The organism is Streptomyces sp. x-80 (genome assembly GCF_046549095.1).
Taxonomy (GTDB): domain Bacteria; phylum Actinomycetota; class Actinomycetes; order Streptomycetales; family Streptomycetaceae; genus Streptomyces; species Streptomyces celluloflavus.
This window is the reverse complement of record NZ_JAJPWM010000009.1, coordinates 142,332-156,757: the sequence shown is the minus strand read 5'-3', so window position 1 is coordinate 156,757 and position 14,426 is coordinate 142,332. Positions and strand designations below refer to the sequence as shown.

At 67.4% G+C, this 14,426-nt stretch carries 13 protein-coding genes; 1 reads left to right on the top strand and 12 read right to left on the bottom strand.

Going from position 1 to position 14,426, the window contains the following annotated elements:
• Positions 1-72: 72 nt before the first annotated feature.
• The gene (locus tag ACLJWH_RS20075; protein WP_411143096.1) at positions 73-1,251 is read left to right on the top strand and encodes a hypothetical protein; all 1,179 of its coding nucleotides are present in this window, start codon (positions 73-75) and stop codon (positions 1,249-1,251) included.
• Positions 1,252-1,419: 168 nt separating this feature from the next.
• Here ACLJWH_RS20075 and ACLJWH_RS20070 read toward each other — a convergent pair whose 3' ends face one another.
• The 12 genes from ACLJWH_RS20070 to ACLJWH_RS20015 all read right to left on the bottom strand — a co-directional run bounded on the left by ACLJWH_RS20070 (position 1,420) and on the right by ACLJWH_RS20015 (position 14,058).
• Positions 1,420-1,914 (bottom strand): hypothetical protein, encoded by a 495-nt coding sequence (locus ACLJWH_RS20070; RefSeq protein WP_411143095.1) that lies wholly within the window; start codon positions 1,912-1,914, stop codon positions 1,420-1,422.
• A gap of 11 nt (positions 1,915-1,925) precedes the next feature.
• Positions 1,926-3,260, bottom strand: coding sequence for a type IV secretory system conjugative DNA transfer family protein (locus ACLJWH_RS20065; protein WP_411143094.1), 1,335 nt, complete (start codon positions 3,258-3,260; stop codon positions 1,926-1,928).
• A 165-nt stretch (positions 3,261-3,425) separates the two neighbouring features.
• The gene (locus tag ACLJWH_RS20060) at positions 3,426-3,674 is read right to left on the bottom strand and encodes a hypothetical protein (RefSeq protein WP_411143093.1); all 249 of its coding nucleotides are present in this window, start codon (positions 3,672-3,674) and stop codon (positions 3,426-3,428) included.
• Complete coding sequence (locus ACLJWH_RS20055; RefSeq protein WP_411143092.1) at positions 3,674-4,141, bottom strand: DUF6238 family protein; 468 nt, start codon at positions 4,139-4,141, stop codon at positions 3,674-3,676. Before ACLJWH_RS20055 ends, ACLJWH_RS20060 begins: the two co-directional genes overlap by 1 nt.
• Complete coding sequence (locus ACLJWH_RS20050) at positions 4,084-5,520, bottom strand: ATP/GTP-binding protein (protein ID WP_411143091.1); 1,437 nt, start codon at positions 5,518-5,520, stop codon at positions 4,084-4,086. The genes ACLJWH_RS20055 and ACLJWH_RS20050 overlap by 58 nt, the downstream gene beginning before the upstream one ends.
• The gene (locus ACLJWH_RS20045) at positions 5,517-7,043 is read right to left on the bottom strand and encodes an SCO6880 family protein (protein ID WP_411143090.1); all 1,527 of its coding nucleotides are present in this window, start codon (positions 7,041-7,043) and stop codon (positions 5,517-5,519) included. Before ACLJWH_RS20045 ends, ACLJWH_RS20050 begins: the two co-directional genes overlap by 4 nt.
• Positions 7,044-7,047: 4 nt before the next feature.
• On the bottom strand, positions 7,048-8,670 hold the full coding sequence (locus ACLJWH_RS20040) for a hypothetical protein (RefSeq protein ID WP_411143089.1): 1,623 nt from the start codon (positions 8,668-8,670) through the stop codon (positions 7,048-7,050).
• Complete coding sequence (locus ACLJWH_RS20035) at positions 8,651-9,970, bottom strand: hypothetical protein (RefSeq protein WP_411143088.1); 1,320 nt, start codon at positions 9,968-9,970, stop codon at positions 8,651-8,653. The genes ACLJWH_RS20040 and ACLJWH_RS20035 overlap by 20 nt, the downstream gene beginning before the upstream one ends.
• 3 nt (positions 9,971-9,973) lie before the next feature.
• Positions 9,974-10,321 (bottom strand): hypothetical protein, encoded by a 348-nt coding sequence (locus tag ACLJWH_RS20030; protein ID WP_094795183.1) that lies wholly within the window; start codon positions 10,319-10,321, stop codon positions 9,974-9,976.
• Between the two features lie 51 nt (positions 10,322-10,372).
• Entirely contained in the window at positions 10,373-11,353 is a 981-nt protein-coding gene (locus ACLJWH_RS20025) for an NlpC/P60 family protein (RefSeq protein ID WP_411143087.1), read from the bottom strand.
• Positions 11,354-11,357: 4 nt separating this feature from the next.
• Entirely contained in the window at positions 11,358-11,555 is a 198-nt protein-coding gene (locus ACLJWH_RS20020) for a hypothetical protein (protein ID WP_411143086.1), read from the bottom strand.
• A 511-nt stretch (positions 11,556-12,066) separates the two neighbouring features.
• Positions 12,067-14,058 carry a SpaA isopeptide-forming pilin-related protein gene (locus ACLJWH_RS20015; RefSeq protein ID WP_411143085.1) on the bottom strand — a complete coding sequence of 664 codons (1,992 nt, stop codon included), beginning with the start codon at positions 14,056-14,058 and terminating at the stop codon, positions 12,067-12,069.
• Positions 14,059-14,426 lie beyond the last annotated feature (368 nt).

Genomic DNA, 14,426 nt, shown 5'->3' with positions numbered 1-14,426 from the left:
CCGCTGGGACGACATCCCGCCAGCCGCCCCAAATCCCGGACAGATACCACCCGTTGGACAACCCTTGGACACATGCCTGTCCCCGCTCCCCGGCTCTCCCCCCAGCACGTACGCGCCGAGCTGCTGCGACTGCGCCAAGGCCCCGCCCTCGGCCACCCCGGGGCAGTCACCGCGCTCAGCGTCCAGCTCCGCGCACTGCTGCTCGCCCGCACCCCGCCGCTGTCCCACGCAGCGAGCGAGACCACACGCCTGGTGGCAGCCCTGCGCAGAGCCATCGACGCGCTCACCCCGCACGAGCGCCACTACGCCGCAGCCGACTTCAACCTGCTGGGCGAGCACTCCTGGCCGAGCCTGACCGAGCGACAGGAATCCCTCGCCCGCGTGCTGGGCTGCTCCACCAAGACCGTGCACCGCCACGCTGGACAGGCACTGGACACCCTCGCCCTGCTCATCTCCGACGGCAGTTACGTCACCGAACCACTCCCGCCGGGCAGCGACGCCCCCACCACCACCGCGGGGACGGCCACAGACGACGGGACGGGCCAGTTCTTCGGCATCACCGCTACCTCGCGCGTGGACGTGATCTGTTCCGCCCTCTCCACTGCGGACCGGACGCGAGCGCGGCCCAGCGACCCGCTGTACGCCCGCTACGCGGGCTTCGCCGACCTCGACGCCCTGCTTTACGTCCGCGTCCACCTAGCCCAGGGCTTCCCGGCCGCCACCATCCGCGACTTCCACCCCAGCGAGTACTACAACGCCGAACCCGACTGCCTGATCGTCCTCGGCGCCCCCGACCGCAACATCGCCTACGCCGAGGTCGGCCCCCACCTGCCCTACCGCCTCACCCCGCCTCCGGACCCGTCCATCACCTTCCCCGACCACGGCGACGTCCGCCTGGCCCCGAGCTGGGCGCCCGAGGGCGAACTCCTTGCCGACCTGACCGTCATCACCCGCCTCACCCTCGACCAGGGCACCACCGTGGTCCTCCTCGGCGGCTGCCTCACCCTCGGAGTTCTCGGCGCCGCCAAATGCCTCCTCAACGGCGAACGTGGCCGACGCAACACCGCTTACCTCGACGCCCTCGCCCCCGGCGGCGACCTCATCACCGTCACCGCCACCCGCAAGATCGGCGGCATCACCGACACCCCCGACCTCACCGCCGCCGAACCCCTCCTCCTGCTCACCCGCGACCAGGCAGGCGGCCGTTTCACCACCCGCCTGGACAACACCGCCCGCTACACAGCCAGATAACTGCGCCAGACGGCAGTTCTCCGCAGCCCAGGGTGTCTCACGCGGAACGGACACTACGTCGACGGGTACCTCCATGGCAGTGGTCGGGGTATCCCCCGGCGCCGGAGATGAACCGGCGCGGGATCTGGGCCGCGTGATCACGCTGGATGACGCCAGGGTGCGGGCTCATCAGATCAACTCCTTGATGGGGGCGCCGGCTTCCGGATCACCGGCATCCGCAGAGCCCCTCGCCGGCCAGGCGTCCAGTTGGAAGCGTGCCGGCCGGGCGTCGTGGCGGCCGATGCGGCATTCGTCTCCGGTCTTGCCGAGCGCGTTGTTCATGCGGATCAGGAAGCGGTCGTACTGCTCGTGCCAGAGCACCACTGAGCCCGCCTCCTGGTAGGCGTCGGCGCGGGCAAAGGCGAAGGCCGCTATTTCGTAGGTGAGATGGTCGTGCTCGGGCCAGCAAGGCGGGATGACGTGTTGGGGCTGCCAGGCGTAGGTAAAGTTCAGCCAGCGGCACACAGCGTCGAGCCATTCCGGCAATGGCGCGATCAGCTCGGCCGACAGGGCGCCAATATCCCACGGTGACGGGCCGTCCACTACCGACTCCTCCGTACTCCTTTCCGCGATGTACTCGGCGATCAGCGCGGGCGGCTCAGGGAAGGGCGCGAATCGAGCCAAGGGATTTACGGTCATACGGCAGCCCCGGTCCGGCGGTTCGCCCATGCGGCGGCGTGCGCGTCCGCCTGGCTCTTCTTCGCAGCGGCCTGCTGAGCGCGCACTGTCTCGTTCGCTGTGCGGAGTGCGCGGACCTGGGTTTCGATCTCGGGCCAGGAGTCCCAGGTCCACATGCCGTCGAGACGGGTGATGACGGGGGGCAGGTTGTCCGCGAGGACCAGTGCGTGTCCTTCGGCTAGGCCCTTGATCTCGTCGCTGCGAAGGACTGGTTCCAGTGCCGTGTGCGTCGCGGTTGACTGCCCTCCGCGTTCGCCGCTGGTGTTGGTCTTGGTGGTGCGGACACGTTCGACCTGGCCGCACAGGTCGGACATGTCCTTCAAGAACGCGGGGTCTTTCGCCCCGCCGAATACGACAACGTTGTTGGTGAAGGCGGCCAGTTCATTGGCTGTGTCCTCGCCGAAACGGGCGCGGGCTGATGCCCATCCCTGGAGGCCGTAGATCACGGTGATGCCGCGTCCGCGGCCGTCGGCGACGCGCTGTCGCAAGGAGGGGATGGGGGCCACGTTTGGTGCTTCGTCCAGGGCGCCGAGGAGGGGTGGGTCGAGGCGCCCGGCGGGGGAGGTGATGGCGTGTGCCTCCGCGATGTCCAACAGGTCCTCCGTCACTGCCGTGGTCAGCGGAGCGACGGAGTTCACCTCTGAATCCTTCCCCAGAAGGTAGAGGGTGCCGCCTGCGTCGAGGAACTCGCAGAAGTCCGTAGGGTCTTCTCCGTTTCCACGGAGGGCTTCGATCACCGACTGATGCATGAGGGGTTCAAGTGCCGCGTCGAGGGTCGAGGCTGTGTTGCCCACGGTCCGGCTGTCGCCGGTACTCGCCGTGCGGAGCATGTCTGCCCATCCGGGGCCGGTTCCGGGGTGGGCGTTCAGGATGCCGAGCGGGGCAGGGTCAGTCAGCTTCCGGGCCCACTTCAGCACCCAGTCGATGCCGGCTCCGTCGAGGGCAGCCGCATGAAGGAAGGCTGCGAGGACCTTGGCGGCCTGCCCTTTGTAGAAGGCGCTGCCCTCGCTGGACTGGCCCGCCGAGCCGGGGATGCGAGAGCCGGCGACGAATGCCTTGGCCCGCATCATGGCGATCTCGGTGTCCGCCGCTCCGGTGATCGGTGACCACCGGAATCTTGGCAGTGAGGGGGCGATGTTCTGCGGGTCGAATGCCAGGACCGGGCAGTCACCGTGTCGCCGGGCATCGAGGGTGAGTTCCACGAGGTCCGGCTTGGTGGAGGTGGCGACGACCGGCCCCGGCCACCGCCGGATGAGGGGGGCGAAGAACCGCAACGTTTTTCCGCTGCCCATGGGACCGATCACTCTGCATGCCTTATCGGCTCGTGACCACAGGTCGACGCCCTTAGGACGGCTGGAGGTGCCCAGGGCATAACCAAATTCGTAAGGAGAATGGCGCATGGCGATATTCCTATGGAGAGCGAGAAATGGTGACTGGAACGGGAGTTTCAAGGCCGATCAGCCCTTGGACAGCTCCACGGGAGTTGCGGGGCTGCCGGGCTTGCCATCGTCGGTAAACGACGGTCGTATCTCCGTGGCCCTGAGGGCTGCCTTGGCGGACAGTTGGCGCTTGAGCTGGCCTTTCGATGTGAATCCAGCATTGCGGCGGGCTCGCGCTGATGAGATCCACATGATCAGCAGCCCGATGCCGCAGACGGCGGTGACGGCGTAGAGGGCCACGGAGAGCCCGTTTGGCAGGAGATCCATCAGGACGCTTTCTTCGCGGCGCGCGCGGCGAGGTAACGCATCCTGCGAGCGCAGAGGCGGGAGAGTGGTGCGAAAGGCCCCGTGCCGCGCGGAGGTGCGTGGTGAAAGGCTGTGTGAAGCTCTTCCGCCGCGCGCCAGATGTGCCCCACAGCGGCCCGTGCGTGGCCGCCGGCTGCGTGGGAGTCGTTGAGGTCGAGTTGCTCGGCAAGGCGGGCAGTGTTGCGGGCAGCGCTGAGGAATTCAGCGTGCAGGGAATCGATGTCGTCCCGAACAGTCCGCACGTGGGTCTGTTCTGCTGCCGTCGGACGGGTCAGATTGCGGTCTAGGGCAGTGAGTGTCAACGGTTTCTCCCATTCATACAGAGAGCGGTCTTGAGGTCCGGCTGAGGAACGTGTAGTGCTGTCGGCTTTCAGCCCGTCTCCGGAGATGCGGTTGACAGATCCGCCATCGATCCGGAGGAGAAGCACAGATGCTGTTCGGCTTCCGTCAGGAGATGCTGGACACCCGGATAAATGACCTCTCCTACCTTCCATAGGGCGACGCCCCTGCGGAGGCGCATGATGTGCTCGGCTGTCCATGCAGGAAGCCCCAGCCTTCTCGCCGTATCTTCTGCTTCGGATTTCTTCATGCTGTACACGACGACGGTGTCTGCCATCTTCAGTGCGGCTTGTGTCTCCGGGCTGTCGTCAATGTCGGAAAGGTGATGGACGATGAAGAGACACGACAGGCCGTACCCTCTGGCGAATTTGAGGAATTTCTCCAAGAGGCCGGCGAGCTGGGGGGTTCCGAGGATGTGCCAGGCTTCCTCGCACACCAGGATGCGTTTGCGCTGGGTGTAGCGACGGCAGTCGGCCTCCGGGTTGGCGCCGAGTTCCCAGGCACCGGATGAGGAATCGACGGTTACCCGCTCGTGGTGGCTGGGCTCGGTGCCGCACTCGCACATGGGCCGCAGCCAGACTTCCTCCAGGAACACCGAGATGACCGCGACGAGGATGGTCATGGCGACGCCGCCGGAGGGGACTTTGGTGAGGTCGAAGACCACCATGTCCGCGTCCAGGTCGATGGACAGGCTGGTGGGCCCGTCCAGCATGCCGGTCAGGTCGCCGGTCGAGTCCTGGTCACTGCCGCACAGCCGGTCGAGAACGTAGGACGCTTCCAGGCCGTCAGCCAGCAGCTCTTGGCGGGTGCGCTGCTTGGCCCTCGCATCTGCCTCGTCCGGTGCCCGCAGGCACGCGGCGACGTCGGCTAGGACCGGCGGGCGGCTGGCTTCGGCGGCGCGTTGATGGGCTCGGCGGATGGCGATGCGCAAAGCGGATCCTGCGAATTCGTCCAGAGGCTTTCCCAGGCCGAGTTCGACAATGGTGCGGAGGAGTTCGATTTGGCGCTTTCCTGCGATGGCCGGGTCCATCGGATTGATACAGGAGGAGGTTGTTCCGCCGCCGGGTGCGAACTTCACGGGAGCGTGCCCCGTCAGTGAGCGTCCGAGGGCCGCCCATTCGCCTTCTTCCCGCTCCTTCTGCTCCTTTGTGTCGAGGACCACTACTTTGCGGCCGAGCCGGATTTGCCGGGCGGTGTAGGTCTTGGCCAGTGCGCTTTTGCCCCGTCCGGTATCGCCCATGAAGATCGCGTTGCCGCCGGGCAGCCCGTCGCCGAAGGCGAAGAAGGGGCAGTAGATGAAGGCTTTGCCGGAATAGAGTTCCCGGCCGATGACGGCGCCCGCTGTACCCAGAGTGGGAGGCGCGATCGGCAGATAGAGGGCCTGGCTGGTGGTGGTCTCCGTGTAGAGGGGGCGTCGGACGGATTCGTGCAGCGGTGTCAGCGGTGCGAGGTCGAGAAGGTTGGTCACTTGATGCCCCCGGCGAACGGAAGGGTGTTGGCGAATGCCCTCGCGTGCTCCAGATCGAGCCATTCGATGCGCAGATGGGCGCTTCGGGCGCGGGAGGCGGTGGTGCGTTTGGTCCGCGACAGCTCGTCCGCACTCCGGGCGGAGACGCTGATGTACCCGACGACCGCGGCACCGGCCGCGCCGGAGCTGGCGAGTGCCATGCCGCGTGAGCTGGTGGCGTCGGAGGCGATGCGGTCGCGCGGGTCGACGTTCTTGCCGCGCGTGGCGTTGCGGTGCATCTCCGCCTGGTTGTTGGTGTCCTCCCTCAGCATGCGCTCGACAGCCGCGTCGTTGGGCTCCAGGTTCTGGGTGATCGCCACAGTGCGGATCACGTCGGGCATGCCGATGAGCAGGGGAGAGAGGAAGTCGGGGCCCACGGGCGTGGTGGGCCATGACGTCACGGCGGCTGTCGCGTGGTACCAGCTGCTGGTGGATCCGGCGGCGCGGGTCGCCACATGTTCGCCCCCGCGGACATCGACGTTCCTGGGAAAGGCGTGCGCCCGGGGCAGATGGGTGTCCCAGATGGCGTGGTCGGGATCGTAGCTGTTACGGATGAAGGCGGTAAGTCTGCTTTCGTCAAGGGGGGCGATCACGGAGAGGTCGGCGTCCTCACACCGTTCCCACAGTTCTTCCATGTAGGAGCCCATCGCGGCGGCAACGCCCTCGTCGCCGGCACCGCGGGCCGACGCGTCAGCGGCAAAGTCATGACTGAACTTCGCGTGTGCGGTGATGTAGTACCGGTGTTCCTCGGCAGAGGTCGACACGGCGTTGGCCAACGTGTCGTAGGAGTCCTTGAGCCACTGGGGGGCGTTGGCGGTGGCGGCGGATTCGTCACGTTGGGCGATGAACCGCTGATGCGCGCTGGGGTCGCTCTTGAGCTGGCGGGCGAGCACCTGAATGCGCTTGACCGGGTGCTCCTCCGTGTTGCCGAAGGCATCGAGCAGCCCGCCCCACCGCTCCAGGGCCACTTCCTGCTCGCTAATCTCCTTGCCACCGAGGCCCGGGGAGGCGACCTCCAGCGTGGCGGTGACGCACCGGGATGCAGGCTGAAGCACCACAGTGGCCTCCTGCCCCCGTACCGTCACCGGCAGCCAGGTCATTCCGGCGATGCCTTCGGGCTCGGCGAGCGCGGCGTCCGGTGCAGTGCCATCCGGCCGGACTCCGGCCTCGATGGCGGGAGAGACCCACACGCCGCCAGTCCTCTGTAGAGCCTGACGGTGGTACCGCTTGATCCGCCACCAGCGGTACAGGGTCCGCCGCTGAGCGGTGCCCTTGGGCCGGTACGGCGCGTAGACGACGAGCAGCGCGAGCACGAGGGGCGTGACCAGGCCGAGCCCGGCCAGCACGGGAACAGCGGAAAGCGCATAGCCGCACACGAGCCCCGCCACGGCGCCGCAGCCGAGCACGACTTGTTCACCCAGGTCCCGGCGTCCGACGAGGCCCGTAGGGCGGTGCTTTCCAAACTGGTACGTACGAGCAGACATTTGATCACTGGTCCTTGCCGGTGGCGGGCTTGTGTGAAGCCGCCGGGCCGGACGGCTTCGTGGGCATCGGGATGGTGGAGGGACCAGCACCGGACGTAGTGCCGGAGCTGGCGGGAGGAGCCGCAGGACGGGGAGGCGGCGGGCTGGTGGCCGGTGGCCCCGCAGCTGTCTCCGAGCTGGGTCCGACGACCGAACCAGACGGCGTTCCTTGCGGACGTGCTGAGGCCGGAGCACTGGAGGCGGCCCGGCTGCTCTGCTGCCCGGTACTCGCACCACCGCTGGACGCCGCATCCGGCCCCTGGGCCCCTGGCGAGCTGGCCGCCTTGTTCTTCGCAACGTTCACACCGGCCTTGACTGCCGCCGCAGCAGCACCCACCGGTCCGGCAGCAGCAGCGCCGCCGCTGGCGCCCGAGCCGGCCGCGGCCTTGGCGCTGGCCGTACCCGCCTGACCGCCGCCCACCGTCGCGGAGTTGGCCGCCTTGCCGCCCGTTGCCTGCGCGCTGTGCTTGGCCCCGGCCGACTTGCCGCCCCCCACCAGCGAGTCCTGGATGTGCGTGGACATCGCCCTGTTCACGTGCTGGGCAGGACCGTCGACCGCGGCAGCGGGGCCGGAGGAGGAGGCCGCCTTACGGTCGTGATGGAGCTGAGCCATCTCATCGCCGAAGGACGGCACCCATTTGTAGAGCGTGGCGGATGCGAAGACCGCCAGCAGCAGGATCAGCGAGCCCACGAGGATCTTGGAGACCGCATCGCTCATGCTGCCGGTCGAGTCGCTGAGAATCGCGCCGCCCAGCCCCAGAAGTGCGAAGAGCACCGGTTTCGACAGTCCCAAGGCGAGGAGGGCACCGATCCACTTCTTACTCTTGCCCCACAGGTCCCGGTCGACCAAGCCTGCGTTGACCAGCGGTCCGAGTGCGACACCGACGTAGATGGCGGCACCGCGGATGAGCAGCTCGATCCACATGAGCAAAGCCCCGGCCAGCATGACCAGGTTGACCGTGATGAGCTGACCGAGGCCGTCACGGGGGTTCAAGGCCAAGATCTTGAGCAAGTTGGCGAGGAAAGGCGTGAAGTTCGCCGTCGCGTACGGTTCGAAGACCGCTGTGACCTCGTCAATCGCCCGCATGAGCAGAGCGATGGCGCCGGGAGTGATGGCGTTGACAACGAACTGGAGAACGAGGAAGCCCACCGCTTCGGACACAGCGGTGCCCAGGGAAACGCCGCGGACGGCCCGCTTCGCGACGGCGACCAGCCACAGGGCCGCGGTGAACAACGACGAGGCCGCGAAGATCATCGCGTACTGCTTGAGGAAGCCGGGACTCGTCAGATCGACCTTGGTCGAGTCCTGGATCAGCTCCAGCATCTTGCGCAGGAACCAGATGTTCGCCTCGGTCAGCTTCTGGAGCAGGAAGCCCAGAGGATCGCTGACGAAGTCGATCGCCGCCTTAGCCTCGCAGACGAACGGAATGGCGCAGAAGGGGTTGGCCACCGCCGACGGGACGAAGACGAAGCCGACGGCGACGTTGACCCACACGAGGGTGTGCAGTCGCCGGCCAAGGGTGCCGCGCGAGGGAGTTCGCTCCACCACCAGCAGACCGGGGGCGTCGTCACGCAAGCGCAGACGCATCAGCGACACCCCCCACGTCGGCGAAACGGCTGGCCGGTGCTGCCTGTTCTGCGGCCGGAGGCGAGGGAACCAGCGGCTCACCCTGAGTGACCGCAGTGGTCTTCCATGTGCCGTCGACCCAGACGAGGTCGACGTTCATCCGCTGAAAGGCCACCCGCGGGCGCTCGGACTCCTCCGCGCCGGCGATACCGCCGACCGAAACCGTCCACAGTTCGACGCTGGCAGCCTGGTCCGAGCCGGACAGGGACCGCGTCGCCAGGACGGCGGTCCGTGTGACGAGCTGCCCGCCGTCCGCGGTCTTTCCGTCATCGCCGAGCTGACGGTTGTCAGCGACCAGCTGCGCGGTGGAGTCCGCGTCCTCGATAACCGCCGCGCGGACGGACGGCGCAGTCGTGACGACGAGCATGCGGTGGCGCCAAGCGGCATCGGTGAAGAACCGCGGGTCACCGTAGAGCACGACAGCATTGGCGGCCGCAGCACGAGCGCCCCCGCTACCACGGGCATACGGGCCGGGCAGACCGCCTTCATCGGTACCCCTCAGGACAGGATCAGCGGCCTGGCCGGGCGCATACTCGGAGAAGTCCGAAGCCGCATTGGTGGCCTGCTGGGTGGAGAGAGGAGCCACGAGCCCGCTACCCGACGACAGCGAAGCCACCTTCCAATCACCCTTTTCCCACAGAAGGTTGACGGTGACCGACTGGAAACCACCCTTGGGTGGGGCGTGACCAGCGGCACTTCCCCGCACCGTCGTTGTCCACAAGCGAATTGCCGACTTGTGGATATCGAAGGCGAGCACACGGGACGACAGCACTCCCGTGCGACTGATCGCCTGCTGCGGATCCAGCTTCTTGGCGTCGCCGCGCAGCTCCGTGGCTGCACGGCCCGCCGCCTTGTCCGCTTCAGCGGTGGCGGAACGGTCCGCGGTCTGCGCGTTCATGACCGCGAGGGCACGGCGACGCGAGGAGGCATCCGTCAGGAAGCCGGTGCTCCCTCGCACGGTGGCGAAGTTGGCGGCGGCAGCTTTCGCGCCGGCCGCGGTGCGCGGATAGCCGATCGGGACTCCGTCGAGGACCTGCGCGGCGGCCACGTCCTTCTTCGGCTTCTGCCCCGCGGACGGTGCCGACACCGGAGCGGGGCCGGTCTCGCCGCCCGTGGAGAGGCTGACAGCGATGCCGAGCGCGGTGAAGACGGCCACCGCGCCCGCGGCGATTCCCCAGCCCTTTGCACTGGAGCGCTTCTTTGTGAAGTCGTCATGCGGAACGGAGGCGGGCCTCCGCTCGGGACGGGTGTGCGGAGGCATGGGTCACACACCCATGCTGTAGACGACCGTGACGAGCGTGCCGAAGGAAGCGACGAGGAAGAAGACCAGTGCCCCTCCGACCATAAGGCCCTTGCCCTCTGCGCTCGACATGGCCGAGTGGCCCTCACCGAGCCGGCCTCGCGACTTGGCCAACCCCATGAAGAAAGCGCCCGCCCCGGCGACCAGAGCGCATGCGGCCAGCACGCCGAGCAGGACCTTGGCCGTCGAGCCGAGCTTCCCGAAAGGCCCCCAGTCCGGCTTCACTCCGGAAACGACATCCACGCCGGCCGCCAGCGTCGTGAGGTGCTGGTGCAGGGCCGGGTCGGAAGCGGACACGAGAAGGTGGTGCATGGTGATTCCTTTGATCGCACAGAAAGAGGCAAATGGGTGTGAGTGGTTGAATTAGCCGATATGGCGCATGGCGAGGATCTGAGGCGTCCAGTAGCTGAGGGGCTTGATGCGTACCTGGGCTCCAGTGCGCGGAGCGTCGATGACCTGCGATCCGCCGATGTACATCCCGACGTGCTCGGGGTGAGCGGCCGATCCGACGGAGAACAGCAAGTCGCCAGGCTGGAGTTGGGACACGCTCTTGACCTCGGTGCCTATATGGACCTGGTCATAGGTGACGCGCGGAAGATTCACGCCGGCACTGCCCCACGCCATCTTCATCAGCGACGAGCAGTCACAGCCGCCTTGACCCGTAAAGGGCGATACACAGTTGCCGCCCCACCGGTACCACGTACCCAGAGCCGTCTTGGCAGCGGCGATGGCGCGCGCGGCCCCCTTGCCTGCGGGCAGCGGGTTCGGGCCCACGGCCGCAGCCCACTTCTCGGCGAGGTCACGGATCGCCTTCACGTAGCCGCGCGTCTCCGCATAGGGCGGCACACCGCCGTACTTGAGTACGGCGCCTCCGCCCGCGTTGTACGCGGCGAGCATGTTGTCCGTGCTGTCCCCGGGAACCTTCTTGACCTCATCGGCAAGGACACAGTCGTAATACGCCTGTGCGGCGATCGCATCTTCCGGGTCGAAGACATCCTTCTTGCCGTCCTTGTTGCCGTCCTGGCCGTACTGGGCCCAGGTCCCGGGCATGAACTGCGCGATGCCCAAGGCTCCGACCGGCGACTTGGCCCGGGGGTTGAACCCGCTCTCGCTGAAGAGCTGAGCGGCGAGCAGCGATTCCGTCACCTGCGGGCACTGGCCGGCGTGCTTGTGGATGACGGCCCGGACCCAGGCGGGAACAGGGGCATCCGCCTTCAGCCCCCCGCCGGGACCAGTCTCCGCCGCGGACGCGCTGCCCGAGACGCTGAACATCATCAACAGCCCGACACCGCCCACCGCCAGGCCCACGAACAGCGCGACGCACGCGCCTACGATCTTCTTCATCGCTTCAGGCCCAGGGCAGGGCGGTGACCCGCCAGCCGTCGCGGGTGTGCTCCAGCCGCAGGGCGAGTTGCTCACTGCTCCGTCGCGGGGAACCGGAGCCGGGTGTGAGGGTGAGGCGGTAGGCGACGCGCACCAGCGCGGAGGCGGCGGTCGAGGCAGGAGCACCGTCCGGAACCACCACCGAGACCACCTCAACGGTCACCCTCGCCTGCTCCTCACGCAACGCGGCCCACGGAGCGTCCTGCCCGCTGCGTTTCTGCGTCAGAACGCCGACCAGATCGCCGGACGCGTACCGCGCAGCACGGGCTCCGGCATCGGCATACGCGTGATCGCGGCCGTCGCGGGCATCGTGCTGCGCGAACGCCGTCGTGAACGCTTTCGCTGTTGCCTGTGCGCTGGGGGCAAGGACGTGGGGTGGTGCGGGGGAGGCCAGGCTCTCGGGCGCGGACGTCTCGGGGACAGCAGCGGAGGAAGAAGCAGCCCTCGGGCGTGTGGAATCAGTGCTGCCGGGAGGGCCACTGCCGCATGCGGTCGCCAGGGTGGTCAGAGCCACGACCGTGGCTGTAGCGGACGATATCCGCGCAAAGCGGGTGGATGAAGGCATGGGGAACCGCAACCTCTGACCAGGAAGAGCAAACGGGAAGTGGAGAGAAGAGCGGGTGTTGCGGCCCGGCAGCTGGATTGGGCCGCAACACCCTCGCAGGAGCTGGGGGTTACCCCTGCGGGCTGTTACCGGCGTTACCCGGCGCCTGCTGGCGACGGCGGGCCATCCACACCGTCCCGCCGCCTACGGTCAAAAGCGCGGCAGCTCCTGCGATGGCCCACGGCGTCATATCTGCGCCGGTGTGCGCCAGGGCGCCGTCCTTCTCCGGTGCTTCCGGACCCTTGGGCGGGGTGTCCTCGTGCTTCGCAGACGGCGGTGTGCTGCCAGGCGTTGAAGGCGTCGGGCTGGGAGGTATGGCCGTTTTGCTGTCCTGAGCCCGCACCATGACTTCGCTGTCCGCCCGCGCGGTGAAGGAGATGGGCTTGGCCAGCTTGTCGTACCCGCTGGGTGCCTTGGTCTCCGTAAGCAGGTACTCCGTACCAGCTTCCACGGCCGCATCCAGCTTGAGGGGCTTGGACTTACCATCGGCTTCCGTGACGCCGGACGCCACCTTGGTGCCCACGACCTTCTTGCCTGACGGATCCACCTTGATGGTGGAGATGTCGAAGCCCATGCCGGCGAGCGTCTTGCCGCTCGCCTTGTCGGTCTTCAGGACACGCATGGTGGCCGGGATCGGATCGTCGACCAGCGTTAGGTTGACGACCGCGCCGGCCCTGGCGATGAACCGCTCCGGCGTGCTGTTGAGCTGGTAGTGCGCAGGGGCCTTGACCTCCTTGGCCCAGTACGCGTTCCCCGCGCTGACGTCCACCCCGAGCTTGATCTTCGCCAGCCCGTCCTTGCCCGTGGTCACGTCCGCGACCTTCTTGCCGGGCCGGTGCTTCCCGGAGGCGTCAACCTCGTCTGCGTCGATCTCGACCACCGCGTTGGCGAGCGGCTTGCCCGTCGACTTATCCACCTTCTTGAGGACGAGTTCGGCGTCCCGGAACGGGTCGATCACGACAAGCGGCTTAGCCGAGCCGGACTGTCCGGCGACAATCACCACGTCCTGATCCGGCACCAGGCCGTGGATGTCGTCGCCCGTTGAGGTCTCGTGCAGCCGGTACTTGCCCGGCGCCAGGCCCTCGAAGGCCAGGACACCATCCTCGTTGGTCTTGCCCTCCGACACGGCCTTCCCGCCCGCGTCCAGGAGCTGGAAGGCGACCCCGACCAAGCGCGTCTCCTCCGGGTCACGCTTGCGGATCTCCAGTCCGCCGGTGGCCGACTTGACCGTGACGGCGGCCGAGTCCTGGACCGTCGACTTGTCCCCGGCCAGCAGCATCCGTTGAGCGCGGCTGTCGTGCGGGTCCAGGCTCTTCAGCTGTGATCCGGGGAGGTTGGACGAGGTGCCCTTGACCGTGGCCGTGCCAGCCTTGGACGGCGTGAACATCCAGGTCGCGCGGCCGTCGTTGCCCGTCGTGACGGTGACGTGCGACGAGCCCGTCCCGAGGTCCACTCTGACCCCGGGCACGCGCTCACCGGACAGCTTGGACGTGACCTCCACGTCCACCGACACGGACTTGCCTTCCGTGGTCTCCTTCACCTTCGGCCGGACGTGCAGCTCGTACGGCCCGGCCAGCCTCTTGGCCTCGGCGAGGTAACCCAGTGCCAGCGAACGAGAGTTGGAGGAGACACTCGGGTAGGAGAGACGGGTCTTTCCACGCGCACCGTTGATTCCGTACGGGCCGCCCGCGAGCAATTCGTACGTGGCGGCATCGACGGCTGCGGCCTGCGCATCGGAATGCGTCTGGCCGTACTTGCCGATGATGTAGGAGGCGTACGCGACATTGGCGTCCGGAACGCGCTGCCCGGTCTCCGACGATGTCCACTGTGAGACAGGTTTCGGCCCGAAGTAACCGCCAGCCGCATCAGGACCACGGCGAGAAGGGTCAGCACAGTACGTTTCGTAGTCACCCCAAACGCGTAGGCCCGGCGGCCCGTACGCGCCGATGTGACTCGCGGCTGCGTGCCCTTCGGAATCCGGGATCTGAAAGCCCGGACCGTATTTGTCGGACGCACCCGCAGTCGGGGCCCAAGCCAGGGTGCCCACCACCCCAGCAGCCACGGCGACGGCGGTCAGCCGGGATGGGGTGGGCATGCGTGAACGCATGAGGTCGTGCTCCTTACGTAAGCCCCCGGTGAGGAGGGCCTCGGGACGGGAGCCGCTTCAACCCGCCTGAGTCAGGGAACGGCTCCCCTTGCGAAGGACCCGTTCGCCGAGTCCCTTATCCGCCTGCGGCCGTGTGCTCGGAATTCTGCTCTGGAACACGTCGGCCGCCCTGCCTCATATCATGGTGAATCAACCCCTCCCAGCGCAGGGCAGATTGCGGGTATACGGAATCGGCACGGCCATCAGAACGCCTTTGGCATTGGCCGTGCCGAGATCCTGACACTGGTTTGGGGACATCTCGAATTGGCGAGATAAGTTGGAAC

Excerpts from the sequence above, each read along its gene's own strand:
- ACLJWH_RS20075 (WP_411143096.1), top strand. The coding sequence starts at position 73 with ATGCCTGTCCCCGCTCCCCGGCTCTCCCCCCAGCACGTACGCGCCGAG.
- ACLJWH_RS20065 (WP_411143094.1), bottom strand. The coding sequence starts at position 3,260 with ATGGGCAGCGGAAAAACGTTGCGGTTCTTCGCCCCCCTCATCCGGCGG.
- ACLJWH_RS20060 (WP_411143093.1), bottom strand. The coding sequence starts at position 3,674 with ATGGATCTCCTGCCAAACGGGCTCTCCGTGGCCCTCTACGCCGTCACC.
- ACLJWH_RS20045 (WP_411143090.1), bottom strand. The coding sequence starts at position 7,043 with ATGTCTGCTCGTACGTACCAGTTTGGAAAGCACCGCCCTACGGGCCTC.
- ACLJWH_RS20040 (WP_411143089.1), bottom strand. The coding sequence starts at position 8,670 with ATGCGTCTGCGCTTGCGTGACGACGCCCCCGGTCTGCTGGTGGTGGAG.
- ACLJWH_RS20035 (WP_411143088.1), bottom strand. The coding sequence starts at position 9,970 with ATGCCTCCGCACACCCGTCCCGAGCGGAGGCCCGCCTCCGTTCCGCAT.
- ACLJWH_RS20030 (WP_094795183.1), bottom strand. The coding sequence starts at position 10,321 with ATGCACCACCTTCTCGTGTCCGCTTCCGACCCGGCCCTGCACCAGCAC.
- ACLJWH_RS20025 (WP_411143087.1), bottom strand. The coding sequence starts at position 11,353 with ATGAAGAAGATCGTAGGCGCGTGCGTCGCGCTGTTCGTGGGCCTGGCG.